Source organism: Streptococcus mitis (genome assembly GCF_002096835.1).
Lineage (GTDB): Bacteria > Bacillota > Bacilli > Lactobacillales > Streptococcaceae > Streptococcus > Streptococcus mitis_W.
On the sequence record NZ_NCVG01000023.1, the window covers coordinates 134,877 to 158,920 of the forward strand.

At 42.6% G+C, this 24,044-nt stretch carries 27 protein-coding genes and 1 riboswitch; of the genes, 8 read left to right on the plus strand and 19 right to left on the minus strand.

Annotated elements, in window-relative coordinates:
• The first annotated feature begins 121 nt into the window (after positions 1 to 121).
• Genes efp through nusB form a run of 3 tightly spaced genes read left to right on the plus strand, consistent with a single transcriptional unit; the run spans position 122 to position 1,511 of the window.
• The gene (efp, locus tag B7699_RS07505) at positions 122 to 682 is read left to right on the plus strand and encodes an elongation factor P (protein ID WP_000568643.1); all 561 of its coding nucleotides are present in this window, start codon (positions 122 to 124) and stop codon (positions 680 to 682) included.
• Between the two features lie 21 nt (positions 683 to 703).
• Complete coding sequence (locus B7699_RS07510; protein ID WP_000510575.1) at positions 704 to 1,093, plus strand: Asp23/Gls24 family envelope stress response protein; 390 nt, start codon at positions 704 to 706, stop codon at positions 1,091 to 1,093.
• Positions 1,086 to 1,511 carry a transcription antitermination factor NusB gene (gene nusB, locus B7699_RS07515; protein WP_084927820.1) on the plus strand — a complete coding sequence of 142 codons (426 nt, stop codon included), beginning with the start codon at positions 1,086 to 1,088 and terminating at the stop codon, positions 1,509 to 1,511. The genes B7699_RS07510 and nusB overlap by 8 nt, the downstream gene beginning before the upstream one ends.
• Before the next feature lie 221 nt (positions 1,512 to 1,732).
• Here the strand turns inward: nusB and B7699_RS07525 are convergent, their stop codons facing one another.
• From B7699_RS07525 to B7699_RS07585, 13 genes are all read right to left on the minus strand, one after another.
• Positions 1,733 to 2,500 (minus strand): acetyl-CoA carboxylase carboxyl transferase subunit alpha, encoded by a 768-nt coding sequence (locus tag B7699_RS07525; RefSeq protein ID WP_084927821.1) that lies wholly within the window; start codon positions 2,498 to 2,500, stop codon positions 1,733 to 1,735.
• Positions 2,497 to 3,363 (minus strand): acetyl-CoA carboxylase, carboxyltransferase subunit beta, encoded by an 867-nt coding sequence (gene accD / locus B7699_RS07530; protein ID WP_049552715.1) that lies wholly within the window; start codon positions 3,361 to 3,363, stop codon positions 2,497 to 2,499. Before accD ends, B7699_RS07525 begins: the two co-directional genes overlap by 4 nt.
• 36 nt (positions 3,364 to 3,399) lie before the next feature.
• Entirely contained in the window at positions 3,400 to 4,767 is a 1,368-nt protein-coding gene (gene accC, locus B7699_RS07535; RefSeq protein ID WP_084927822.1) for an acetyl-CoA carboxylase biotin carboxylase subunit, read from the minus strand.
• A gap of 11 nt (positions 4,768 to 4,778) precedes the next feature.
• Entirely contained in the window at positions 4,779 to 5,201 is a 423-nt protein-coding gene (gene fabZ / locus B7699_RS07540; protein WP_084927823.1) for a 3-hydroxyacyl-ACP dehydratase FabZ, read from the minus strand.
• Positions 5,198 to 5,683, minus strand: coding sequence for an acetyl-CoA carboxylase biotin carboxyl carrier protein (accB, locus tag B7699_RS07545; RefSeq protein WP_084927824.1), 486 nt, complete (start codon positions 5,681 to 5,683; stop codon positions 5,198 to 5,200). The genes fabZ and accB overlap by 4 nt, the downstream gene beginning before the upstream one ends.
• Before the next feature lie 2 nt (positions 5,684 to 5,685).
• A complete protein-coding gene (fabF, locus tag B7699_RS07550; RefSeq protein ID WP_084927825.1) occupies positions 5,686 to 6,921 on the minus strand; it encodes a beta-ketoacyl-ACP synthase II in 1,236 nt (411 codons plus the stop codon).
• Positions 6,922 to 6,942: 21 nt separating this feature from the next.
• On the minus strand, positions 6,943 to 7,674 hold the full coding sequence (fabG, locus tag B7699_RS07555) for a 3-oxoacyl-[acyl-carrier-protein] reductase (protein ID WP_084927826.1): 732 nt from the start codon (positions 7,672 to 7,674) through the stop codon (positions 6,943 to 6,945).
• A gap of 40 nt (positions 7,675 to 7,714) precedes the next feature.
• Positions 7,715 to 8,638 (minus strand): ACP S-malonyltransferase, encoded by a 924-nt coding sequence (gene fabD, locus B7699_RS07560; RefSeq protein WP_084927827.1) that lies wholly within the window; start codon positions 8,636 to 8,638, stop codon positions 7,715 to 7,717.
• Positions 8,631 to 9,605, minus strand: a complete 975-nt coding sequence (gene fabK / locus B7699_RS07565; RefSeq protein ID WP_084927828.1) for an enoyl-[acyl-carrier-protein] reductase FabK — start codon at positions 9,603 to 9,605, stop codon at positions 8,631 to 8,633. The genes fabD and fabK overlap by 8 nt, the downstream gene beginning before the upstream one ends.
• A 117-nt stretch (positions 9,606 to 9,722) precedes the next feature.
• Positions 9,723 to 9,947: an acyl carrier protein gene (locus B7699_RS07570; RefSeq protein WP_000257838.1), complete on the minus strand. Its 225-nt coding sequence runs from the start codon at positions 9,945 to 9,947 to the stop codon at positions 9,723 to 9,725.
• Positions 9,948 to 10,005: 58 nt separating this feature from the next.
• Complete coding sequence (locus tag B7699_RS07575; RefSeq protein WP_049502055.1) at positions 10,006 to 10,980, minus strand: beta-ketoacyl-ACP synthase III; 975 nt, start codon at positions 10,978 to 10,980, stop codon at positions 10,006 to 10,008.
• On the minus strand, positions 10,980 to 11,414 hold the full coding sequence (gene fabT / locus B7699_RS07580) for a fatty acid biosynthesis transcriptional regulator FabT (protein WP_000386356.1): 435 nt from the start codon (positions 11,412 to 11,414) through the stop codon (positions 10,980 to 10,982). Before fabT ends, B7699_RS07575 begins: the two co-directional genes overlap by 1 nt.
• Positions 11,415 to 11,507: 93 nt before the next feature.
• The gene (locus B7699_RS07585) at positions 11,508 to 12,293 is read right to left on the minus strand and encodes an enoyl-CoA hydratase (protein ID WP_084927829.1); all 786 of its coding nucleotides are present in this window, start codon (positions 12,291 to 12,293) and stop codon (positions 11,508 to 11,510) included.
• Positions 12,294 to 12,490: 197 nt separating this feature from the next.
• Here B7699_RS07585 and B7699_RS07590 point away from each other — a divergent pair, with 197 nt between their 5' ends.
• From B7699_RS07590 to serS, 3 genes are all read left to right on the plus strand, one after another.
• Entirely contained in the window at positions 12,491 to 13,855 is a 1,365-nt protein-coding gene (locus B7699_RS07590; protein ID WP_084927830.1) for an aspartate kinase, read from the plus strand.
• 2 nt (positions 13,856 to 13,857) lie between these two features.
• Positions 13,858 to 14,229: a DUF956 family protein gene (locus tag B7699_RS07595; protein ID WP_049487025.1), complete on the plus strand. Its 372-nt coding sequence runs from the start codon at positions 13,858 to 13,860 to the stop codon at positions 14,227 to 14,229.
• A gap of 213 nt (positions 14,230 to 14,442) precedes the next feature.
• Positions 14,443 to 15,717 (plus strand): serine--tRNA ligase, encoded by a 1,275-nt coding sequence (gene serS / locus B7699_RS07600; protein ID WP_084927831.1) that lies wholly within the window; start codon positions 14,443 to 14,445, stop codon positions 15,715 to 15,717.
• Between the two features lie 24 nt (positions 15,718 to 15,741).
• On the opposite strand, the gene B7699_RS07605 is transcribed toward serS, so the two are convergent.
• From B7699_RS07605 to zapA, 6 genes are all read right to left on the minus strand, one after another.
• Positions 15,742 to 16,641, minus strand: coding sequence for a TDT family transporter (locus tag B7699_RS07605; RefSeq protein ID WP_084927832.1), 900 nt, complete (start codon positions 16,639 to 16,641; stop codon positions 15,742 to 15,744).
• A gap of 109 nt (positions 16,642 to 16,750) precedes the next feature.
• Positions 16,751 to 17,299, minus strand: a complete 549-nt coding sequence (locus tag B7699_RS07610; protein ID WP_033686525.1) for a carboxymuconolactone decarboxylase family protein — start codon at positions 17,297 to 17,299, stop codon at positions 16,751 to 16,753.
• 131 nt (positions 17,300 to 17,430) lie between these two features.
• Positions 17,431 to 18,753 (minus strand): alanine/glycine:cation symporter family protein, encoded by a 1,323-nt coding sequence (locus B7699_RS07615; protein WP_070528807.1) that lies wholly within the window; start codon positions 18,751 to 18,753, stop codon positions 17,431 to 17,433.
• A gap of 90 nt (positions 18,754 to 18,843) precedes the next feature.
• A riboswitch (glycine riboswitch) is annotated at positions 18,844 to 18,932 on the minus strand.
• A gap of 163 nt (positions 18,933 to 19,095) precedes the next feature.
• The gene (locus B7699_RS07620; RefSeq protein ID WP_084927833.1) at positions 19,096 to 21,432 is read right to left on the minus strand and encodes an endonuclease MutS2; all 2,337 of its coding nucleotides are present in this window, start codon (positions 21,430 to 21,432) and stop codon (positions 19,096 to 19,098) included.
• Between the two features lie 102 nt (positions 21,433 to 21,534).
• Positions 21,535 to 22,083 (minus strand): CvpA family protein, encoded by a 549-nt coding sequence (locus B7699_RS07625; protein WP_084861639.1) that lies wholly within the window; start codon positions 22,081 to 22,083, stop codon positions 21,535 to 21,537.
• Entirely contained in the window at positions 22,080 to 22,382 is a 303-nt protein-coding gene (zapA, locus tag B7699_RS07630) for a cell division protein ZapA (RefSeq protein WP_000002019.1), read from the minus strand. The genes B7699_RS07625 and zapA overlap by 4 nt, the downstream gene beginning before the upstream one ends.
• A gap of 86 nt (positions 22,383 to 22,468) precedes the next feature.
• Between zapA and rnhC the strand changes: the two genes are divergently transcribed.
• Both rnhC and lepB read left to right on the plus strand, forming a co-directional pair.
• Complete coding sequence (gene rnhC, locus B7699_RS07635) at positions 22,469 to 23,350, plus strand: ribonuclease HIII (RefSeq protein WP_084927834.1); 882 nt, start codon at positions 22,469 to 22,471, stop codon at positions 23,348 to 23,350.
• 3 nt (positions 23,351 to 23,353) lie between these two features.
• On the plus strand, positions 23,354 to 23,968 hold the full coding sequence (lepB, locus tag B7699_RS07640; protein ID WP_001083986.1) for a signal peptidase I: 615 nt from the start codon (positions 23,354 to 23,356) through the stop codon (positions 23,966 to 23,968).
• Positions 23,969 to 24,044: the final 76 nt, after the last annotated feature.

The window sequence follows — 24,044 nt, forward strand, 5'->3', positions numbered from 1 at the left end:
GAAACCAGCCCTGAGGTTGGTTTTTTCGCTCCCATCATCTCCCAATAACTATTTTGGCTTTATTTTCAGAAGATTTTATGGTAGAATGAAGAGTAATAATATTTATTAAAGAGGTAAAAACATGATTGAAGCAAGCAAATTGAAAGCTGGTATGACATTTGAAACTGCAGACGGAAAATTGATCCGCGTTTTGGAAGCTAGCCACCACAAACCAGGTAAAGGGAACACAATCATGCGTATGAAATTGCGTGATGTCCGTACTGGTTCTACATTCGACACAAGCTACCGTCCAGAAGAAAAATTCGAACAAGCTATTATCGAAACTGTTCCAGCTCAATACTTGTACAAAATGGATGAAACTGCCTACTTCATGAACACTGAAACTTACGACCAATACGAAATCCCAGTCGTAAACGTTGAAAATGAATTGCTTTACATCCTTGAAAACTCTGATGTGAAAATCCAATTCTACGGAACTGAAGTAATCGGTGTAACTGTACCAACTACTGTTGAATTGACAGTTGCAGAAACTCAACCATCTATCAAAGGTGCTACTGTTACAGGTTCTGGTAAACCAGCAACTATGGAAACTGGACTTGTTGTCAACGTTCCAGACTTCATCGAAGCTGGACAAAAATTGATCATCAACACTGCAGAAGGAACTTACGTTTCTCGTGCCTAATCTCTAGAAAGAGGTCATTCTATGGGAATTGAAGAACAATTTGGCGAAATCGTTATCGCTCCACGTGTACTTGAAAAAATCATTGCCATCGCAACTGCTAAAGTTGATGGTGTTCACTCATTTTCAAATAAATCAGTATCTGATACCCTATCAAAACTCTCTCTTGGTCGTGGTGTCTACTTAAAAGAAAGCAACGAAGAACTAACTGCTGACATCTATCTCTATCTTGAGTACGGTGTAAAAGTACCAAAAGTTGCTCTTGCTATTCAAAAAGCGGTTAAAGATGCTGTCCGTGATATGGCTGATGTGGAACTTGCTGCTGTCAACATCCATGTTGCAGGAATCGTTCCAGATAAAACACCAAAACCTGAGTTGAAAGATCTATTTAACGAGGACTTCCTCAATGACTAGTCCATTATTAGAATCTAGACGCGAACTTCGAAAATGCGCTTTTCAAGCTCTCATGAGTCTTGAATTCGGTACAGATATGGAAACGGCTTGTCGTTTTGCCTACACACATGACCGTGAAGATGTAGATGTCCAAATTCCAGCCTTTCTTCTAAACTTGGTTTCTGGTATCCAAGATCAAAAAGAAGAGTTGGATAAACAAATCAACCAGCACCTCAAGTCAGGCTGGACAGTTGAACGCTTGACCTTGGTCGAAAAAAACTTACTACGCTTGGGTATCTTTGAAATCACTTCATTTGATACACCTCAGCTGGTAGCAGTCAATGAAGCTATTGAACTCGCAAAGAATTTTTCAGATCAAAAATCAGCCCGTTTTATCAACGGACTGCTTAGTCAATTTGTAACTGAAGAAAATGAATAATCGAAAAGGTGTTTGGTATTCCAAGCACCTTTTCGACTTTCCCCTTGGTATAGAGTAAGCCCCACACAAAAACTAGAACTGGCAGTCAGTTCTAGTTTTTATGTATTCTGAAGTATTATACTCAATGAAAATCAAAAAGTAAACTAGGAAGCTAGCCGCAAGCTGTACTTGAGTACGGTAAGGCGACGCTGACGTGGTTTGAATTTGATTTTCGAAGAGTATTAGTATTTTCTAAATCGTTGATAACGCTCTTCCAACAACTCTTCTAGCGGTTTTTGTGCAAGTAAAGCTAGCTCAGCTTGAAGTTCTTTCTTGACACTCTTAATCAGTTCTTTACTAGAAAGCCCTGCTTCAGAAATCACCTTATCCACCACGTCCATTTCTAACAGTTCATGCGAAGTGATTTTCATCAGTTCTGCCGCTTCCATGGCACGAGTTCCGTTCTTCCATAGAATGGAAGCAAAGCCTTCTGGGCTGAGAATGGCATAGATAGAATTTTCCAGCATCCAGACACGGTCTGCGACGGCTAGAGCCAGAGCCCCACCTGAACCACCTTCACCGATAATAATAGCAATAATAGGAACTTTCAGGTCACTCATTTCCATGAGATTGCGAGCGATAGCTTCTCCTTGACCGCGTTCTTCCGCGCCGACACCAGGATAGGCACCTGCAGTATTAATAAAGGTCACAACTGGACGACCAAACTTTTCAGCCTGTTTCATCAATCGTAGAGCCTTGCGATAGCCTTCTGGATGCGGTTGGCCAAAATTCCGCTTGAGGTTATCTTGTAAACTCTTGCCTTTTTGGATACCAACCACTGTTACAGCTTGGTCCCCAAGCCAGCCAATACCACCAACAACTGCCCCATCATCACGAAAAGAACGGTCACCGTGTAATTGGATAAAGTCATCAAAAATGCCTGTCGCAAAGTCCAAGCTTGTCAAGCGACTCTGCTCACGCGCTTCTCTGACTATTTTTGCAATATTCATCTAGGACACCCTCCATGCAATCTGACTAGGCTAGCAATCGTATCTGGTAAGTCTCTTCTTTTGACAATAGCATCCACAAAGCCATGTTCTAATAGGAATTCTGCCTTTTGGAAATCCTCAGGCAAGCTTTCACGAACCGTATTTTCAATGACACGACGCCCAGCAAAACCGACCAAACTCTGTGGTTCAGCCAGAATGATATCACCTTCCATAGCGAAAGAAGCTGTCACACCACCTGTCGTTGGATCTGTCAAAATAGTCAGATAAAAGAGACCAGCATTTGAATGGCGTTTAACTGCTGCAGAGATCTTGGCCATCTGCATGAGACTCATGATTCCTTCCTGCATACGGGCTCCACCAGAGGCTGTGAATAGGACAACTGGCAATTTTTCGACAGTCGCATACTCAAACAAACGTGTGATTTTTTCCCCTACAACCGTACCCATAGAAGCCATGATAAAGTTGGAATCCATAATCCCAAGAGCCACAGTCTGACCTTTGATAAGAGCAGTTCCTGTCACAACAGCTTCATCCAGACCTGTTTTTTCACGCATAGTTGCTAGTTTCTTTTGGTAACCAGGGAAATGCAAGGGATCCTTGCTTTCAATCCCTGTAAATAATTCCTTGAAGGTTCCCATATCAATCGTCAAAGCCAAGCGTTCTTGGGCAGAAATACGAAAGGTATAGCTACAATGTGGACAGATACGCTCACTTCCCAGATCCTTCTGATAAATGGTATGCTTACAGCCTGGACACTGGGAGAATAATTCATCTGGAACCTCTGGCTTGGCTTGAGGTTTTTCCCTAACCGAACGATTGGGATTGATTCGAATATACTTATCTTTTTTACTAAATAGAGCCATTGATTCCCCTTTTCGGTTTAAACTCTTGAAGTCATTTTATTCTTTTTCTTGATATTTGGGTAAGAAGGTTTCCATCAAGAAGGAAGTATCATAATCTCCAGCAATGACATTGCGATCTGAAATGAGGTCAAGCTGGAAATCTGCATTGGTCTGCACTCCTTCAATCTCTAGTTCATAGAGGGCACGTTGCATTTTCATCAAGGCATCAAAACGATTTTCACCGTGAACGATGATTTTGGCAATCATACTATCATAATATGGCGGAATGGTATAACCTGGATAAACTGCTGAATCCACGCGCAAGCCAACTCCTCCACTTGGCAGATAGAGATTGGTAATCTTACCTGGACTAGGAGCAAAGTTAAAGGCTGGATTTTCTGCATTGATACGACACTCGATAGCATGACCTCGTAGGACAATATCTTCTTGCTTAACAGACAGAGGTTGACCTGCCGCAATGCGAATCTGTTCCTTAACGATATCCACACCTGAAACAAATTCTGTTACTGGATGTTCTACTTGTACACGAGTATTCATCTCCATAAAATAGAAGTTTCCACTGGCTTCATCAAGAAGAAACTCAATGGTCCCTGCATTTTCATAACCAACAGACTCTGCAGCTCGAACAGCAGCAGAACCAATTTCATTGCGTAGCGTTTTGCCAATTGCAATCGAAGGACTTTCTTCTAAAACCTTTTGGTTATTCCGTTGAAGAGAACAATCCCGTTCACCCAAGTGAATCACATTTCCGTGTTCATCACCTAGGATTTGAACTTCGATATGACGAGCTGGATAGATGACCCGTTCTATGTACATGGCACCATTGCCATAATTGGCCTTGGCTTCACTTGAAGCAGTTTCAAAGGCTGAAACGAGGTCTTCTGGCTTTTCAACCTTACGAATCCCTTTACCACCTCCACCTGCTGAAGCCTTGAGCATAACAGGATAGCCAATTGTTTCAGCAACAATCAAAGCTTCCTCAGAGTCATGCACTTCTCCATCCGAACCTGGAATGACAGGCACACCAGCTTTAATCATCTGAGCACGCGCATTGATCTTGTCTCCCATCATATCCATGACATGACCAGATGGACCAATAAACTTGATTCCCACCTCTTCACACATGGTTGCAAATTTTGAATTTTCACTGAGAAATCCAAAACCTGGGTGAATAGCTTCTGCCTCAGTCAATACTGCAGCTGATAGAACCGCATTGATATTGAGATAAGACTCTGTTGCCTTACCAGGACCGATACAAACTGCTTCATCTGCCAAAAGCGTATGAAGGGCTTCCTTATCAGCAGTTGAATAAACCGCCACCGTCGCAATCCCCAATTCACGCGCTGCACGGATAATCCGAACCGCAATTTCACCACGATTGGCAATTAAAATTTTTCGAAACATGGAGAACCTCCTTAGTTTCCTATTGCAAAGGTAAGAGTACCACTAGCTGCAAGCTTACCATCCACTTCAGCCTTTGCTTCAACCACAGCAATTGTGCCACGACGTTTTACAAAAGTCGCCGTCATAACCAATTGGTCACCTGGTACAACTTGCTTCTTGAACTTGACCTTATCCATACCAGCGTAGAAGACCAGTTTCCCTTTATTTTCAGGCTTAGACAACTCCAAGACACCAGCTGTTTGCGCCAAGGCTTCCATAATCAGAACACCTGGCATAACTGGATATTGAGGGAAATGGCCGTTAAAGAAGGGTTCGTTGATCGTCACATTTTTGATAGCAACGATGGTATCCTCGCTCACTTCCAAGACACGGTCCACTAGGAGCATGGGATAACGGTGGGGAAGAGCTTCTTCGATTCCTTGAATATCGATCATTTGATGCGTACCAATCCTTTACCAAATTCAACCATTTCTTCGTTAGAAACGAGAATTTCCGTTACCACACCATCCTTAGGAGCTGGGATTTCATTCATAACTTTCATGGCTTCGATAATCACCAATGTTTGACCTTTTTTAACACTATCACCAACTGTGACGAAGGCAGGTTTATCTGGACCAGCAGCCAAGTAAGCTACTCCAACAAGTGGGCTCTCTACAACATCTCCCTCAGTAGCCACACTTGTTTCAGCTGGAGCTGGAACCTCTTCTGCTACAGTCTCTACTGGAGCAGATGTAGGAGCTACTGGACTTGGTGTTACTAGAACGGATGCTGGAGCAACTTGAGGTGCAGCTTCAGATACCAGTCTAGCTTCATTCTTGCTAAACTGCAACTCATCCGTCCCATTCTTATAAGAAAATTCTCTCAAACTTGATTGGTCAAATTGAGCCATCAAGTCTTTAATATCGTTTAAATTCATAGTTATTTATTCTCCCAACGTTTGAAAGCAAGAACTGCATTGTGGCCACCAAAACCAAAAGTATTTGAAATAGCGTATGGAATTTCTTGCTCCAAGCCTTGTCCATAAACGACATTGGCTTCAATATAATCTGATACTTCACTTGTTCCAGCTGTCATTGGCACAAAGTTATGACGCATAGCTTCGATTGTGACGATAGCTTCTACTGCACCTGCAGCCCCCAGCAAATGTCCTGTGAAAGACTTGGTTGATGATACAGGTACTTCCTTACCAAGAACAGCCACGATCGCACCACTTTCTCCTTTTTCATTAGCAGGAGTTGACGTTCCGTGAGCATTGACATAGGCTACTTGCTCTGGAGAAATCTCTGCTTCTTCCAATGCTAGTTTGATGGCCTTGATAGCTCCCTGACCTTCTGGATGTGGTGAAGTCATGTGGTAGGCATCACAAGTATTTCCGTAACCAACCACCTCAGCCAGGATAGTAGCGCCACGTTTTTCGGCGTGTTCAAGACTTTCAAGAACCAACATCCCAGAACCTTCACCCATGACAAAACCATTACGATCCTTATCAAATGGAATGGAAGCACGAGTTGGGTCCTCTGTAGTTGAGAGAGCTGTTAGGGCTTGGAAACCAGCAATAGCAAAAGGTGTGATAGAGGCTTCTGAACCACCTACCAACATAACATCTTGGAAACCAAATTTAATTGAGCGGAAGGCATCCCCAATCGCGTCATTTGATGAAGCGCAGGCAGTATTGATGGATTTACAAACACCGTTTGCTCCAAAACGCATAGCAACATTTCCTGAAGCCATATTTGGCAAGGCTTTTGGAAGGGTCAATGGTTTCACACGTTTTGGCCCTTTTTCGTTGAGTCGAAGCACTTGATCTTCAATTTCTTTGATTCCACCAATACCAGAGGCCACGATAACACCAAAACGATCCTTGTCAAGAGTCTCTACATCAAGACCTGCATGATTAACGGCTTCTTGAGCTGCGTACAAGGCATACAAAGAATAGTTATCAAAACGATTGGTATCTTTCTTAACAAAGTATTTATCAAAAGGAAAATCTTGGATTTCCGCTGCATTATGCACATCAAAGTCACTATGATCAAATTTTGTAATTGGACCAATTCCGATTTTTCCAGTTGTCAAACTATTCCAAAATTCTTCTGGTGTATTTCCGATTGGAGATGTTACTCCATAACCTGTTACTACTACGCGATTTAGTTTCATCTTTTTTACCTCTAGCTTCTGCTACATACTTAAGCCACCATCAATGGTAACCACTTGACCAGTTAGATAATCTTGGCCTGCTAAAAATACTGTTAAATCTGCAACCTGCTCTGCCTGCCCAAATTCTTTCATAGGAATTTGTGCCAGCATAGCATCTTTTACCTTGTCTGATAGAACAGCTGTCATATCGGACTCAATCATTCCAGGTGCAATAGCATTAACCCTGATATTGCGATTGGCCACTTCACGCGCCACAGACTTGGTAAAACCAATCAAACCAGCCTTAGAAGCTGCATAGTTAGCTTGACCGATATTTCCCATCAAACCAACTACGCTAGACATATTAATGATAGCACCTTCTCTAGCTTTTATCATCGGTTTCAAGACTGATTGTGTCATGTTAAAAGCACCAGTCAAGTTAACCTTGAGCACTTTTTCAAAATCTGCTTCTGTCATCTTGAGCATAAGGGTATCTTGGGTAATCCCTGCATTGTTGATCAAAACATCTACTGAACCCAGCTCTGCAATAGCTTGATCAACCATACGCTTAGCGTCTGCAAAATCTGATACATCTCCTGAAATGGGAACCACCTTGACACCATAGTTTGAAAACTCAGCGAGCAATTCTTCTGAAATTGTACCACGACTGTTTAAAACAATATTGGCTCCTGCTTGAGCAAACTTGTGGGCGATGGCAAGACCAATCCCACGACTCGAACCTGTAATAAAGATATTTTTATTTTTTAGTTGCATTCTTTTCTCCTGTTTCCTCTTGTATTTATGGGAGAAGGGATTACTTGTTTTCTAGCAAGGCTTCCAAGCTAGCCTGATCTTCAACATTGGCTAATTTAGCTGTCTTATCAATTTTTTTCACAAAGCCTGACAAGACTTTCCCCGGACCAATCTCGATAAAGTTGGTTACGCCTGCTTCTTGCATGACCCCAATACTTTCATAGAAACGAACTGGCTCCTTGACCTGACGCGTCAAAAGTTGAGCAATGTCTTCTTTTTTCATAACTGCAGCTTCTGTATTGCCGACTAGGGGACAAGTGAAATCTGAAAAACTTACCTGAGCTAGAGTTTCAGCTAGTTTCTGGCTAGCAGGCTCAAGGAGAGCGGTATGAAAAGGTCCTGAAACCTTGAGAGGAATCAAGCGTTTGGTGCCTGCTTCCTGCAAGAGTTCTACAGCTCGATCAACTGCAACCACTTCTCCACCAATCACGATTTGTGCAGGTGTATTATAGTTGGCTGGGGTAACCACTCCGAGTTCAGAAGCTTTTTGACAGGCTTCCTCAATGACCTCTACTGGCGTATTGAGAACTGCTACCATCTTGCCAGAACCAGCAGGGGCCGCTTCTTCCATATAGGCTCCACGCTTAGCAACTAAGGCAACAGCTTCTTCAAAATCCAAGGCGCCGCTGGCCACCAAGGCAGAATATTCCCCAAGGGACAAACCAGCAACCATATCAGGCTGATAGCCCTTTTCTTGCAATAAACGGTAAATAGCAACTGAAGTCGCTAAAATAGCTGGTTGCGTATAGCGGGTCTGGTTAAGTTTTGCTTCTTCCGTATCAATGAGATAACGCAAATCATAACCGAGTACCTGACTCGCTTGATCAATCGTTTCTTTGACAATAGGGTAGTGATCATAGAGATCCCGTCCCATACCTAGATACTGGGCACCTTGGCCAGCAAATAAAAAGGCCGTTTTAGTCATTTCTTACAACTCCTGCCCAACGAGAGGCTTCTTCTTGAATTTTCTTAGCTGCTCCGTAATACAAATCTTTTAGGATTTCTTCAACGGTTTCTTCTTTGGAAACAAGCCCAGCAATTTGACCTGCCATAACAGATCCACCATCCACATCTCCGTGAACAACTGCTTTGGCTAGGGCACCTGCTCCCATTTGTTCAAAAATTTCCAAATCTGGATTTTCTTGTTTAAAGGCATCTTTCTCAGCTTTTTCAAAATCACGAGTCAATTGGTTTTTAATCGCACGAACAGCATGTCCAAAGTGTTGAGCTGAAATCGTAGTATCGATATCTCTAGCTTTTAAAATTTTCGCCTTATAATTTGGATGGGCATTAGACTCTTTTGCAACGACAAAGCGAGTTCCAACCTGAACAGCTTCTGCACCTAGCATAAAGCCAGCTGCAGCACCTTCACCATCTGCAATCCCTCCTGCAGCAATAACAGGAATAGATACAGCAGCAGCAACCTGGCGCACCAAGGTCATGGTTGTTAATTTACCGATATGCCCCCCAGCTTCCATTCCTTCTGCAATAACGGCATCTGCACCGATTTTTTCCATGCGTTTAGCTAGGGCAACACTTGGAACAACAGGAATAACTGTAATACCAGCAGCATGGAAACGTTCCATGTATTTACTTGGATTTCCTGCTCCTGTTGTCACTACCTTAACACCTTCCTCGATAACGAGGTCTACAATATCTTCCACAAAGGGAGACAAGAGCATGATGTTGACACCAAAGGGTTTATCCGTCAATGATTTGATTTTATCAATATTTGCCTTGACAACTTCTTTAGGGGCATTCCCCCCACCGATAATCCCTAGTCCTCCAGCCTTGGAAACAGCCCCTGCCAAATCACCATCAGCAACCCAGGCCATCCCTCCTTGGAAAATAGGATAATCAATGTTCAATAATTCTGTAATACGCGTTTTCATAGTGCCTCCATCGTTTCTTGCTTACGTAATAGTTCGATACCGTCATAATTTGACAATCAAACTATTGCCTAAACAAGAGGGAGCGGGTTTCCCTACTCCTTCTATCTTATATTCTGCTTATTTTGTTTGCTCTTCAACGTAGGCAACCAAGTCACCAACTGTTTTCAAGTCATCTTCTGCTTCGATTTGGATATCAAAAGCATCTTCAATTTCTGAGATTACTTGGAACAAGTCCAATGAATCTGCGTCCAAATCATCAAAAGTTGATTCAAGTGTTACTTCTGATGCGTCTTTTCCAAGTTCTTCAACGATAATTTCTTGTACTTTTTCAAATACTGCCATGATAGGACTCCTTTAAAATAAATAGTTTTTTATAACAATGTGTTCACCACATGATTACCTAAATTGTAAGAATGAGCGTGCCCCAGGTCAAGCCTCCACCGAAGCCTGATAAAAGAACAGTCTGGCTACCATCTAAACGGATGAGACCTTGTTCTACACACTCTGAAAGTAAAATCGGGATACTGGCTGCACTGGTATTGCCATATTCCATCATATTGGCTGGAAGTTTATCTCGGTCGACACCAATTTTTTTAGCCATCTTATTCAAAATACGGTCATTAGCCTGATGAAGTAGCAGATAATCCAAGTTTGTCGCCTCTATAGGAGATTCATCAATAGTCTGCTTGATAGACTTGGCTACGTCCCGAATAGCAAAATCAAAGACCGCGCGCCCATCCATCTTCAAAAATGAATCTGCATTTTCTTGATCTGAAAACGGAGAATGCAAGCCTGAATGTCCATAAGTTAGACACTCGCTACGACTCCCATCACTATTGAGACTCTCAGACAAAAAATGCTCTTTCTCGCTAGCTTCTAGCAAGACTCCACCAGCACCATCTCCAAACAAAACAGCTGTTGATCGGTCTGACCAATCGACTGCTTTAGAGAGGGTCTCACTACCAATCACCAAGCCTTTTTGAAAGCGACCAGAAGCGATAAACTTTTCAGCAGTTGAAAGAGCAAATACAAATCCACTGCAAGCCGCTGTTAGGTCAAAAGCAAAGGCCTTATTAGCACCAATATTAGCTTGAACACGAGCAGCTGTAGAGGGCATCATCGAATCTGGAGTAATGGTAGCTAGGATGATAAAATCCAACTCCTCTCCTGTGATTCCAGCTTTTGCCATCAGTTTCTTGGCAACTTCTGTAGCCAAATCACTAGTAGATTCTGTTCTTGAAATATGCCTTTGTCGTATTCCCGTCCGACTTGAAATCCACTCATCATTGGTATCCATAATCTGAGCCAAATCATGATTTGTAACCACTTGCTCTGGCACATAATGAGCAACCTGGCTTATTTTTGCAAAAGCCATTATCTCAAATCCTCCAAAAATTGATAAAGATTGGTCAAACCTTTGCTCATAACCTCCATCTCTTGCTTACTCATACCATCAATGATTTTTTCAACCATAGCCTTGTGGAAGCGTTTATGTAGTCTATGAACCAAGCGACCTTTCTTTGTCAAATGCAGATGCACTACACGTCGATCATGTTCTGAACGAATGCGTTCAATGTAACCCTTGCGTTCGAGATTATTCAAACTAGTCGTAACTGTCCCAAGAGTCACCATCAACTCTTTTGACACTTGACTTGGTGTCACATCTGGAACTTTTCCAATCACATCAATCGTATGCATTTCTTTGATGGAGATATCCTTGAAACGACTACCCCTCAAGCTAACTTCCTCAATAACGAGGACATTGTTAAATATAGACGTTAAATATTCATTAATTCGTTGGTAGTCCAATCTTTCCTTCCCTCCTTTTCAAAAAAACTTTTAGAATCAAAACATTTGACAAAAGAATTATATCAAAGTTCAAAGAATGGTGCAAGTATTTTTTTATTTTCCTGTAAATTTAGGTCTTCTTCTTTCCGAATGAGCCCGAACACCCTCTTTGAAATCCTCTGTTTGGGCCAAGGACGCCTGTAGGTTCAGTTCTAAAACAGCATAATCTTGCCAATCTTTAAATTGACTCTCCCAAACCAACTTCTTAATGGCAGCATAGGAATTGCTTGACCCACGTCTTAATTTTTTAAGAAGCTGTTCTCTCGTCTTTTCAAGTTTATCAGCTTTACAGACACGGTAAACTAGGCCCCACTCTAAAGCTTTGTCTGCTGTTAAAGCTTCTCCTGTCATAGCTAATTGAACAGCACGCGTCACACCAATACTACGACTCAAGAGATGAATCCCACCTGCATCTGGAGCCAGGCCAACTCCAACAAAAGCTTGGATAAATTTAGCCTTATCCGTTGCCAGACAGAAATCTGCAGCAACAGCCATATTCGCTGCGGCACCTGCAACAGCCCCATCAACCTCCATCAAGACAGGCTTTGCAATCTGCTTGATTTTATAAGAAATAGTATTGACTAATTCTGCGATTTTCGTCAATGATGGAATATCATCCTCATCTACTGCTCGCTTCATCTCTACTAAATCTCCACCAACAGAGAAGACTTTGCCATTCGCGTTGATTAAGACAAAATGCACAGCCGGATCCTCTTCTGCCAAAGTCAGAGCTTCTAAAATCTCCTCGCACATAGGGATATGAAAACCATTTGCGACCTCAGGACGGTTCAAGGTAAGGATTGCCAAATCCTCTTCAAGCTGATAAATAATGTGTTCCATCAGGGCTCCTTTTTATTTTATAAGCTATTTAAATTATTTTATTTTCAAAGTATATCTTTTTTAAAATCAGAAAGCAAGAAAAAATCAACTAAAAGTGTCTCAGCCGATTAGAAAGGCTCGCTTTATACTATTTTCTTCATTGAAAAAAGGCTTTCTTTCTGCTATAATCGTATAAAATACTTACTTTAGGAGTTCTTATGAAAGTTGTTAAATTTGGAGGTAGCTCTCTTGCCTCTGCTAGTCAATTAGAAAAGGTTTTAAACATCGTCAAAAGCGATTCAGAGCGTCGTTTTGTCGTTGTTTCTGCGCCTGGTAAACGCAATGCTGAAGATACTAAGGTTACGGATGCCTTGATTAAATACTATCGCGACTATGTTGCTGGTAACGATATTAGCAAGAGCCAAAACTGGATTATCGACCGCTATGCTGCTATGGTTAGTGAACTAGGACTAAAACCTGCTGTTTTAGAAAAAATCTCTAAAAGCATTCGCGCCTTAGCCACTCTTCCTATTGATGAAAATGAATTTCTCTACGATACTTTCCTAGCAGCTGGTGAAAATAATAATGCTAAATTGATTGCTGCCTATTTTAACCAAAATGGGATCGATGCACGCTATGTTCACCCTAGAGAAGCTGGTATTGTGGTCACAAGTGAACCTGGTCACGCTCGAATCATTCCATCAAGTTATGACAAGATTGAAGAATTGACAAATGCAAATGAAGTCCTTGTCATTCCTGGTTTCTTTGGAGTTACCAAGGAAAATCAAATCTGTACCTTCTCACGTGGAGGATCAGACATTACAGGTTCTATCATTGCTGCAGGTGTTAAGGCCGACCTCTATGAAAACTTTACGGACGTTGATGGTATCTTTGCAGCCCACCCTGGTATTATCCACCAACCACACTCGATTCCTGAGTTGACCTACCGTGAAATGCGTGAGTTGGCCTATGCAGGATTCTCAGTCCTTCATGACGAAGCCCTTCTTCCTGCCTACCGTGGAAAAATCCCTCTAGTTATCAAGAATACCAACAACCCTGACCATCCAGGTACTCGTATCGTTCTAAAACATAGTAGTGACAAGTTCCCAGTAGTAGGAATTGCTGGTGACTCTGGCTTTGTCAGCATTAATATGTCGAAATACCTCATGAACCGTGAGGTTGGATTTGGACGCAAGGTTCTTCAAATCCTTGAAGATCTTAACATCGGTTGGGAACATATGCCAACAGGTATCGACGATCTTTCAATCATCCTCCGTTCTCGCGAACTAACTCCTATCAAGGAAGAAGAAATCCTTCGTCAGTTGGTTCAAAAGGCCGAAGTAGACCATGCAGAAATCGAGCACGACCTTTCAATCATTATGATTGTTGGAGAAAAGATGAAGAGCCATATCGGAGTAACTGCTACTGCGACACGTGCTCTATCTGAAAATAAGATCAACATCCAGATGATGTCTCAAGGTTCTAGTGAAGTGTCTATTATGTTTGTTGTCCATAAGGACCAAGAGAAAGCAGCTATTAAAGCCCTATACAATGCCTTTTTCGGTGAAAACAAGGAAGATTAATCATGGCCCAATCTCTTAATAAAACAGTGCTTCTCAATACGACAGGAACTTCCTATCTCTCTATAGCTGGGAAAGTTGGGAAGTTCCTTGTCGGAGATCAGGCTTTGGAATTTTACCCAGATGTCAATGTCGAACAATTTATCCAGATTCCCTGGAGCCATATCAACCAGATTGGAGCCAATGTCTCTGGTCGAAAAATCAGTCGCCACTTCGAAGTCTTTACAGACAGAGGAAAATTCCTCTTTGCTTCAAAAGACTCAGGTGCCATTCTCAAAATTGCACGCGAAAAGCTGGGCAATGACAAGGTCGTCAAACTTCCTACCCTGATTCAAACCATTGGTCAAAAATTTAAAAATCTATTTGCAAAAAAGTAGAAACTTTAGTATAATCATAGCAACGGATAAGTAGGTTATCTTCTTCTTTCAGAAAGTCTGCGGGTGCTGCGAGCAGATAGGAGGGATAGGTGAAATTCTACCGTTAGTAACAATTACATACACAATCAAGTGCACACCTGTGAAGTTGGATGGAACCGTGGCCCTGCCACTCCAACGCTTTGTCAGGTGTGCTTTTTTCATAAAGGAGTTCTTATGTTAGATATCAAACGTATTCGTACAGACTTTGATGCTGTCGCAGAAAAATTAGCTACACGTGGTGTAGATGCTGCTATCTTAAACGAGATGAAAGAAATCGATGCTAAACGTCGTGACATCTTGGTCAAGGTTGAAACTTTAAAAGCAGAACGTAACACAGTTTCTGCTGAGATTGCCCAAGCCAAACGCAACAAGGAAAATGCAGATGACAAGATTGCTGCCATGCAAACTCTATCTGCTGAAGTCAAAGCCTTGGATGCTGAATTGGCAGAAATCGATGCTAAATTGACAGAATTTACTACTACTCTTCCAAACATCCCAGCTGACAGCGTTCCTGTTGGGGCTGACGAAGATGACAATGTGGAAGTTCGCCGTTGGGGTACTCCACGCGAGTTCGATTTCGAGCCAAAAGCTCACTGGGATCTTGGTGAAGATCTTGGTATCCTTGACTGGGAACGCGGTGGTAAGGTAACAGGCGCTCGTTTCCTCTTCTATAAAGGTCTCGGTGCTCGTTTGGAACGTGCCATCTACAACTTTATGTTGGATGAACATGGAAAAGAAGGCTATACGGAAGTCATCACGCCTTACATGGTTAACCATGACTCTATGTTTGGTACTGGTCAATATCCAAAATTCAAGGAAGATACTTTTGAACTCAGCGATAGCAATTACGTCCTTATTCCTACAGCTGAAGTTCCTCTGACAAACTACTACCGTGATGAAATCCTGGACGGTAAAGACCTGCCAATCTACTTCACTGCTATGAGTCCATCATTCCGTTCTGAGGCTGGTTCTGCCGGTCGTGATACTCGTGGCTTGATTCGTTTGCACCAATTCCACAAGGTTGAAATGGTTAAATTTGCCAAGCCAGAAGAATCTTATGAAGAATTGGAAAAAATGACAGCCAACGCTGAAAATATCCTTCAAAAACTTAACCTTCCATACCGTGTCGTTGCTCTCTCTACAGGAGATATGGGCTTCTCAGCTGCTAAAACTTACGACTTGGAAGTTTGGATTCCAGCGCAAAATACCTACCGTGAAATCTCAAGTTGTTCAAACACAGAAGATTTCCAAGCCCGTCGTGCCCAAATCCGTTACCGTGATGAAGCAGACGGCAAGGTGAAACTCCTCCATACCTTGAACGGTTCTGGACTTGCAGTTGGACGTACAGTGGCTGCTATTCTTGAAAACTACCAAAATGAAGATGGTTCTGTGACCATCCCAGAAGCACTTCGTCCATACATGGGCGGAGCTGAGGTTATCAAACCATAAAAAATAAGGTTTAGCTATTTCTAGCTAGACCTTTTTTCGTAACCAATTCAGATAAGAACCTAGTACAAAGACTAAAATAATTAAGCAAATAGCGGTTTCAGCCAGTACTAAATAATCCAAAAATGGAAGTTTCAAGATTCCCTGAGCCATCTTGAGCGAGGTAGCCGTGATAATAGTTGGGAAGGTGAGGGCTGAAAAGGCTGGTTGAAAGCCATGTTTTAAAATGTTGGGCAGGCGAGTCAAAACAAAGAAAAAGAAGGATTGGGAAGCCAAAATCATCACAACTAATAGCCAAGTCGGTAGGCTCTCTCCTCCAACTCGAACTAGGGAAGCCAAGAGTAGAGAGAAAGGAGCACAGTAGATTCCTTCTTGACCAAGCAAGGCTACGGGGAGTGGTTGTTTCTTTAAATCACTATAAATAAGCGGGTAGAGATAGAAGGTTAGGAGAAACCCAAAACTCAAGGTCGCATAGGCAATTTCGATGATGCCTACCAGAGGATAAGTCAAGGCTGCCACTGCTATCCCCACATAGAGAACCGTCCAGCTTGGAGTGGCATGAACCCTCCGCCCTGGACAAGCAAACTTGATGGTAAAACCAGCAATCAAGGCCAAATCCAAGAGAAATGAAAACCACCAGAGTCCTTGCGCTACCAAAGGAAGATGAGGGAAGACGCGAAAAACATAGGTAGATAAAATCATCCCAGCCATGGGAAAGGTCGCCATTCCTGACAAAAGAGGAGGCTTGGTCAATTCTTGCTTGGTTTCCTTCCAATTAAAGAGATGTAGAATTAGAAAATAAATCCACAAAATCAAACCTGTCAGACTAAAAAGATGGGACAGAACCGGCAACGTATCTAAAATAAGATTTCCAGCTCCTGCCAAACCTAGCAAACAACCAGAAAATACCAAAGGGAGTTTTTTCATCCTAACCTCCAATAATCATGTTAGTTTCAGTATAGCATAAAAGCGCTTAAATGAGGATTTAAAAAAACGAAGTCCAATTATTTTAGACTTCATTTTTCTCAGATATGAATTAAGCATAAGGTTGCAATTCTGGATTAATTGGTGTATTGGCTAGGTTATTGGCATAGTTACAGAGGCTTGCTAGGCTGACACCAAGAACCACATCCAAGGCATTTTGTTGAGTGTAGCCAGCTTCTAAAAACTCACCCAAGGCTTCATCTCCTACACGACCCTTGGTATTGATAACTGCCAAAGTAAACTTAGCTAGGGTATCCAATTTAGGATCTGTTTCAATTGGAGTACGATTGCGAAGGGCTTGCAGAAGGTCATCGTTCATCTGGATTTGTTTGATGGAAAAAGCTGTATGACCGGCGACACAGAAGGCACAACCATTGGTTACAGCTGCCGTGATTTGCACCACTTCACGCTCAACGGGTGTCAAGCTGTTGCGACGATTGATGGCTCCGACAGTTCTGTAGGCTTCTAAGGCGGTAGGTGCATTAGCCAAGAGACCGATTAGGTTGGGAATATAGCCATTGTTATCTTTTTCTACTGTTTCAAGAACTTCTTTCACTTCTGCTGGTGCTGATTCTACTGTATGGATGGTAAATGTTGTCATCATAAAACCTCTTTTCATGTTGTTGAAATCTAGTCTATCACAGATTCTATACCTTGCATAATATATATTTTAAATTGCACTGATAGAAATTTTTTATGAAAGCAAAAAATCACACGAGCTGTGTGATTTCATTATTTATTAAAATACTTTTTAGTTTCAGCAATAACGACTGGCGACAAGACCAAGAGGGCAATCAAATTTGGTAGAGCCATCAAGGCGTTAACAATATCTGCGATAATCCAAACCATATCCAACTCGATAAAACCTCCCAACAAGACCATGAGCACAAAGACCACACGGTAGAGCCAGATAAAGCGAACACCGAAGAGAAACTCGAAACAGCGTTCTCCATAGTAGTTCCAACCAAGAATCGTTGTAAAGGCAAAGAGCACAAGGAAGATGGTCAAGAGAGCAGGTCCAAAGTGTGAAAAGACTGTTGAGAAGGCTGACTGAGTCAAGGCAACTCCATTCAAATCACCACTCCAAACACCAGTCACCAAGATTGTTAAACCAGTCAAGGTACAGATAATAAGGGTGTCAATAAAGGTTCCTGTCATGGAAATCAAACCTTGCTCTACTGGTTCATTTGTCTTAGCCGCAGCCGCTGCAATGGGAGCCGAACCCAGACCAGATTCGTTTGAGAACACACCACGCGCTACACCATTTTGAATAGCCATTCGAATGCTAGCACCTGCAAATCCACCTACCACAGCAACAGGACTAAATGCTGATGTCAAGATTAAAGCGATTGTGGCAGGGATTTTCCCAATATTAAAGAAAATAACTGTAAGAGTTCCCAAAATATAGATGATGGCCATAAAAGGAACAACTGTAGTTGAAACCTTAGAAATGGACTTGAGGCCACCAAAGACTGCAATCGCTACAAATACTGACAATACAAGAGCAGTGATGGCTGGCGAAATTGTTGTTGTATTTTGGATAGATTCTGTAATCGAGTTGACTTGGGTGAAGGTTCCGATTCCCAGCAAAGCTACTAGCACACCTGCCAGGGCAAAGAAGATGGCAAGTGGTCGCCACTTTTCTCCCATCCCTAGAAGGATATAGTGCATCGGACCTCCCGCTACTGCACCATGGTCATCCTTGGTACGGTATTTGATAGCTAGTAGTCCTTCTGCATACTTGGTAGCCATCCCAAAGAAAGCAGCCATCCACATCCAAAAGAGGGCTCCTGGGCCACCGACCTTGATAGCCGTCGCCACCCCGATAATATTTCCCGTACCAACTGTCGCTGCTAGGGCTGTACATAGTGCCGCAAAGCTGGATACATCGCCATGCCCCTTATCCTTGGTAAAAATAAGCTGGAAGGCCTTGGGCAGACGCAAAACCTGCAAGAGTCCTAGACGAGCAGTTAGGTAAATCCCTGTCCCGACCAATAAAATCAAGAGGGGTGGGCCCCAAGCAAAAGCATCGATTGATTTAAGCAATTCTAACATTTCCTTCTCCTATCTGTTCAACCCCAAAAGAAAGAGCACATGTAAGATACATGTACTCTGGAATGCTTAGATAAATACTAAAAAGCGGTCTATCCTAGCTCTGTCCTTTTACCTGAGAGTTTGAGCAGTTGCCTGCCTTGCCCCTTCGGTGCCTTTACGGTCTCTCCAGAGTTCCGTCCATTTACAGTCATGGAAAATCAAACGATTTACCACTTCTATTAAACTTCATTCGGTGTTGGTATTTAATTGATTCTTATTTTACAAAAAATGTTGGCTTTTGTCAATGTGTTTATTAGTAAAAATTAGTTCAACAGTTTTTACTGTATAAAGTCCGAAATATTTCTATCCTTTAAAGGTCACAATAGTCGCGCCACTGCCCCCAGCATTTTGCGGGGCAAAGCCGAAACTCTTAACATGTTTGTTTCTTTGTAGGTATTTGGTCACTCCTTCACGGATGACACCTGTACCGATACCATGAATGATATCGACTTGGGCCATATTGTTAAGCAGGGCTTGGTCAATAAAGGCATCAAGCTCATTAATGGCTTCTTCATAACGTTTACCTCGAAGGTCCAGTCTGGCTTGAGGGCCACGACCAGAAGTTCGTTTCACAACATTGACTTGTTTCTTTTTGACTTGCTTTTCTTGCTGGGCTTGAACAAGGTCAAATTCTTTCTCTTCCAAGGTCATCTTGATTAAGCCAACTTGGGCTTCCCAGCGGCCGTCCTTGAGTTGACTGGTCAAGGTACCACGCTGTCCATAACTGAGAACCACGATATCATCTCCCACCTTGGGCGCTCGTTTTTTCTTGGCCTTTTGAAGGACTTTGTTTTTAGACAAATCCACTTTTTCAGGAGCCAATTTTTTCAACTTGGCCTTGGCTTCAATGATTTCATGCGGCTTGAGTTGAGATTTGCTATGAAGATTTTTGAGAATCTGGTCACTCTCACTGAGGGCCATGTCCACAATCTCAGCAGCCTGTTCACGCGCCTTATTAAGCTCCGTTTCCTTTTCACGATTAAGCTCATTGTAGAGTTTTTTGAGCGCTCGGTTCATCTTGAGATTTTCTTGCTCCACCTCACGGATATTGTCCAAGCGTTTGCGACTCTCTAGCGTCTGCTCTTCCAGTTGCTCAATGATACGATTGACATCATTGTCCTGATCGACCTGCTGGCTGGCATCCCCTACGATAACTTCAGATAGGCCTAGACGTTTGGCAATTTCAAAGGCATTGCTTCGGCCAGGAACGCCCTGCATAAAGCGATAGGTCGGGCGAAGAGTCGCAGTATCAAACTCCATGCTGGCATTTTGCACAAAGGCTGTCTCAATACCATAGGCTTTAAGTTCTGGATAGTGGGTAGTCGCCATAGTCTTGACTTGACGCAGGCGAAGGTCCTCCAGAATAGCCATGGCAAGGGCAGCTCCCTCTTGAGGATCCGTACCAGCCCCCAACTCATCCAAGAGTAAGAGTGAATGTTGGTTGACCTTGCCAAGAATATCCACGATATTGGTCATGTGGCTAGAGAAGGTAGACAAGCTCTGCTCAATAGACTGCTCATCGCCAATATCAGCAAAGATTTCTTCAAAAATACCAACACGACTTCCCCTGTCTGCTAAAATCGGCAACCCTGACTGGGCCATAACCTGCGTCAAGCCCAGGGTTTTGAGCATGATGGTCTTACCACCAGTATTAGGACCTGTGATAACAATGGCTGTTAAATCTTGACCAAAATGAACATCATTTGCGACTGCATTTTTAACCAAAGGATGGCAGACATGGAGCAGTTGGATCTCTTGATTTTCTGACAGCTGAGGAACGACTGCTTGCCTTTCTTGAATAAAACGAACCTTAGCACGAATCAAATCCAGATGGCCGATAATCCAAGCGTCGTTGGCGATTTCAGCCGCATGAGGGCGGACACGCTCAGAAATTTCTTGGAGAATGCGAAGCATTTCATAACGCTCATCTGCTCGCAGACTAGCGATTTCTTCGCTCAGTTTGACCACCTCACGGGGTTCGATATAGACGGTGTTTCCGCTGGCAGAAATATCATGCACGACACCTGCAATCTTGTTGCGATAAGTGTTTTTTACTGGTAAAACCTGACGGCCATTTCTGCTAGCAACAATTCCTTCCGTCAACATCTGCGCTTTTTGCTTAAGCAAATCTTGCAAAACATCGCGTACCTGACTCTCGCTATCATGGATTTTTCGACGGATTCGCGCTAATTCTTCACTAGCGAAATTTTCAATGAAACCTGCATCATTAAAGGCCTGAAGATTTCCTTGTAATTGCGGAAAATCGTGTAGTTTCTCAAACCAGAGGGCTAATTCCTCCAAGCTGACATTTTCCAGATTAGCATAAAAACTTTGAAGCTCTCTGCTAGAAAGAAGCACGCGCTTCAAGAGTAGGAACTCCTCGATATTGAGGTCCGCCCCCATCTCCAAACGCTTGCAAACTCCTGCGATTTCCTTAGTTGCGAGAATAGTAAAATGCGGTTGCTCGACAAAGAGAGCCTGCATTTCCTTCATCTCAGCAAAAGCCTGTTTGATTTTATCCGCTTTAGCAGTCGGAGCTAGCTGTCTCAATTGCTCCAAACCCTGCTCGGTCAACAAATGGGGTTCAAACAAAGCCTTGACCTTATTGAACTCTAATGTTTCTAATATTTTCTTATTCATCTTTATTTCCTTGTCTTTGAATGTCTAGGTGTGTTAGCTTTTTACATTCTGATAGATTCTAGTCAATCTGTAAACAAAGGGCTAGGAAAATTCCTGCCCTTTTTATCCGATTAAATTTGTCACCCAGATTTGTTTGAGCCAACTGGTTGTTACTGGTATGCTCTGGATGATGTGTTTTGCGACGATACTCTTTTCAAGAGGATTTTGTATAGCTGCCATGGGAATGGTCGCCAAGATGGTCAAGGCCATTTGCAAGACAAACAAGGTCACCAACATGGACAAGATACCTGCTGAAACTTGGAACAACTTACCACCCAGTTTTTTACTAGGAATCAAGTGTAAGAGGAGACCAAGCAAACGACCGATGCTATAGACAATCCCAAATACAAGCAAATAGCCGATCCCTGCGTAAAAGACCTTATCCAACTGAAAGAGTTGATCCGATGGGAAAAAGAAAGTTCCCTGACCTTCCTGCGGATTTGCATAAGGGACCAGCAAATGAAATTGCTCTCCAAGCCCCTTATAAAACTGGCCAGCCACAAAAGCCGAAGCCATGGCTGAAATCAGGTAATAAACCTGTAAGAGCAGGCCTCTCCGATAGCCGATATAAAATCCCCAAGCCAAGACCAATAGAAGAAGGAGTGAAATCATAAGGAATCCTCAATCTTGCTCTGTTCTTGCTTGCAAGTCACAAGCTTGTGACGGAGTTCTTCTAATTCTTGCTCCTTATCATCAAATTCAATCTCACGGCTGAGCTGAGTTGATAAACAGTTGACTGCCAACAAAAGAGCGATCGTTTCATCGTCTGCACTAGGCATTTGTTCTTTAATTGCTTGGTATTTTTCTGTCGCAACCTTGGCGATTTCCTCCATAAAGAGATTATCATGCTCGCTTGTCAAGGTTAATGATTTTTTCCCGAATGTAAATTTGAATCGATTTAGATTTGCCATAAAATTCACCTCACGATATTATACCAAAATTCGCTAATTTTGTCAGTTTTTACAAATTTGCCTGCTTTTATGGTACAATAGAAACTATGGCAAGTATAACACTCACACCAAGTGAAAAGGAGATTCAGGCTTTTCTTGAACACTATCAAACCAGTCTGACTCCCAGCAAGAATCCATATATTCGCTACTTTTTGCGACTACCTCAATCAACGGTTTCTATCTATACTTCTGGAAAGGTCTTGCTTCAGGGTGAAGGAGCTGAGAAATATGCTCGTTTCTTTGGTTATCAAGTTGTAGAGGAAAACAGGGGACAAAATTTCCCTTTAATTGGGACAGATGAAGTGGGAAATGGTTCCTACTTTGGTGGGCTTGCAGTTGTGGCTTCCTTTGTCACACCTGACCAGCATGCCTTCTTGCGAAAACTCGGTGTGGGGGATTCCAAAACTCTGACTGACCAAAAGATCCGTCAGATTGCCCCTATCCTCAAAGAAAAAATCCAGCACCAGGCACTGCTTCTCTCACCAAGCAAGTACAACGAGGTCATCGGAGACCGCTACAATGCTGTTTCTGTTAAGGTAGCCCTCCATAATCAGGCTATCTATCTCCTCCTTCAAAAAGGCATTCAGCCTGAGAAAATTGTGATTGATGCCTTTACCAGTGCTAAAAATTATGACAAGTACTTGGCACAAGAGGCCAATCGTTTCAGCAATCCTATCAGCTTAGAAGAAAAGGCTGAGGGCAAATACTTGGCTGTCGCAGTTTCTTCTGTCATGGCGCGTGACCTCTTTCTAGAAAATCTTGAAAATCTTGGACGAGAGCTGGGCTATCAACTTCCAAGTGGAGCTGGAACGGCTTCTGACAAGGTGGCTAGCCAGATTTTACAAGCCTATGGTATGCAGGGACTCAACTTCTGCGCCAAACTGCACTTTAAAAATACTGAAAAAGCGAAAAAACGCTTAGAAAGGTAAGTTATGAATTCATTTAAAAATTTCTTAAAAGAGTGGGGATTGTTCCTCCTAATTCTGTCATTACTAGCTTTAAGTCGTATCTTTTTTTGGAGCAATGTCCGCGTAGAAGGGCATTCCATGGATCCTACCCTAGCGGATGGCGAAATCCTCTTTGTTGTCAAACACCTACCTATTGACCGATTTGATATCGTGGTTGCCCATGAGGAAGATGGCAATAAGGACATTGTCAAACGTGTCATCGGAATGCCTGGCGATACCATCCGTTACGAAAACGATAAACTTTACATCAATGATAAAGAGACGGATGAGCCTTACCTAGCTGACTACATCAAACGTTTCAAGGATGATAAACTCCAAAGCACTTACTCAGGCAAGGGATTTGAAGGAAATAAAGGAACTTTCTTTAGAAGTATCGCTCAAAAAGCTCAAGCCTTCACAGTTGATGTCAACTACAATACCAATTTTAGCTTTACTGTTCCAGAAGGAGAATACCTTCTCCTCGGAGATGACCGCTTGGTTTCGAGCGACAGCCGCCACGTAGGTACCTTCAAAGCAAAAGATATCACAGGGGAAGCTAAATTCCGCTTCTGGCCAATCACCCGTATCGGAACATTTTAAGAAATCGAAGAGGCCGAGAATCAGCAATCTCAGCCTCTTCTTCTATCGTGAGAAGTGATCGTTTATTGACTATAGT

Coding starts and splice junctions, on each gene's coding strand:
- B7699_RS07585 (WP_084927829.1), bottom strand. CDS start 12,293: ATGGAACACATTATTTATCAGCTTGAAGAGGATTTGGCAATCCTTACC.
- fabD (WP_084927827.1), bottom strand. CDS start 8,638: ATGACTAAAACGGCCTTTTTATTTGCTGGCCAAGGTGCCCAGTATCTA.
- serS (WP_084927831.1), top strand. CDS start 14,443: ATGTTAGATATCAAACGTATTCGTACAGACTTTGATGCTGTCGCAGAA.
- accC (WP_084927822.1), bottom strand. CDS start 4,767: ATGTTTCGAAAAATTTTAATTGCCAATCGTGGTGAAATTGCGGTTCGG.
- zapA (WP_000002019.1), bottom strand. CDS start 22,382: ATGGCAAATCTAAATCGATTCAAATTTACATTCGGGAAAAAATCATTA.
- accB (WP_084927824.1), bottom strand. CDS start 5,683: ATGAATTTAAACGATATTAAAGACTTGATGGCTCAATTTGACCAATCA.
- accD (WP_049552715.1), bottom strand. CDS start 3,363: ATGGCTCTATTTAGTAAAAAAGATAAGTATATTCGAATCAATCCCAAT.
- B7699_RS07625 (WP_084861639.1), bottom strand. CDS start 22,083: ATGATTTCACTCCTTCTTCTATTGGTCTTGGCTTGGGGATTTTATATC.
- B7699_RS07620 (WP_084927833.1), bottom strand. CDS start 21,432: ATGAATAAGAAAATATTAGAAACATTAGAGTTCAATAAGGTCAAGGCT.
- B7699_RS07615 (WP_070528807.1), bottom strand. CDS start 18,753: ATGTTAGAATTGCTTAAATCAATCGATGCTTTTGCTTGGGGCCCACCC.
- B7699_RS07595 (WP_049487025.1), top strand. CDS start 13,858: ATGGCCCAATCTCTTAATAAAACAGTGCTTCTCAATACGACAGGAACT.
- fabG (WP_084927826.1), bottom strand. CDS start 7,674: ATGCAACTAAAAAATAAAAATATCTTTATTACAGGTTCGAGTCGTGGG.
- B7699_RS07525 (WP_084927821.1), bottom strand. CDS start 2,500: ATGAATATTGCAAAAATAGTCAGAGAAGCGCGTGAGCAGAGTCGCTTG.
- rnhC (WP_084927834.1), top strand. CDS start 22,469: ATGGCAAGTATAACACTCACACCAAGTGAAAAGGAGATTCAGGCTTTT.
- efp (WP_000568643.1), top strand. CDS start 122: ATGATTGAAGCAAGCAAATTGAAAGCTGGTATGACATTTGAAACTGCA.
- B7699_RS07590 (WP_084927830.1), top strand. CDS start 12,491: ATGAAAGTTGTTAAATTTGGAGGTAGCTCTCTTGCCTCTGCTAGTCAA.
- B7699_RS07610 (WP_033686525.1), bottom strand. CDS start 17,299: ATGACAACATTTACCATCCATACAGTAGAATCAGCACCAGCAGAAGTG.
- fabK (WP_084927828.1), bottom strand. CDS start 9,605: ATGAAAACGCGTATTACAGAATTATTGAACATTGATTATCCTATTTTC.
- B7699_RS07575 (WP_049502055.1), bottom strand. CDS start 10,980: ATGGCTTTTGCAAAAATAAGCCAGGTTGCTCATTATGTGCCAGAGCAA.
- lepB (WP_001083986.1), top strand. CDS start 23,354: ATGAATTCATTTAAAAATTTCTTAAAAGAGTGGGGATTGTTCCTCCTA.
- B7699_RS07510 (WP_000510575.1), top strand. CDS start 704: ATGGGAATTGAAGAACAATTTGGCGAAATCGTTATCGCTCCACGTGTA.
- nusB (WP_084927820.1), top strand. CDS start 1,086: ATGACTAGTCCATTATTAGAATCTAGACGCGAACTTCGAAAATGCGCT.
- B7699_RS07570 (WP_000257838.1), bottom strand. CDS start 9,947: ATGGCAGTATTTGAAAAAGTACAAGAAATTATCGTTGAAGAACTTGGA.
- B7699_RS07605 (WP_084927832.1), bottom strand. CDS start 16,641: ATGAAAAAACTCCCTTTGGTATTTTCTGGTTGTTTGCTAGGTTTGGCA.
- fabZ (WP_084927823.1), bottom strand. CDS start 5,201: ATGATCGATATTCAAGGAATCGAAGAAGCTCTTCCCCACCGTTATCCC.
- fabF (WP_084927825.1), bottom strand. CDS start 6,921: ATGAAACTAAATCGCGTAGTAGTAACAGGTTATGGAGTAACATCTCCA.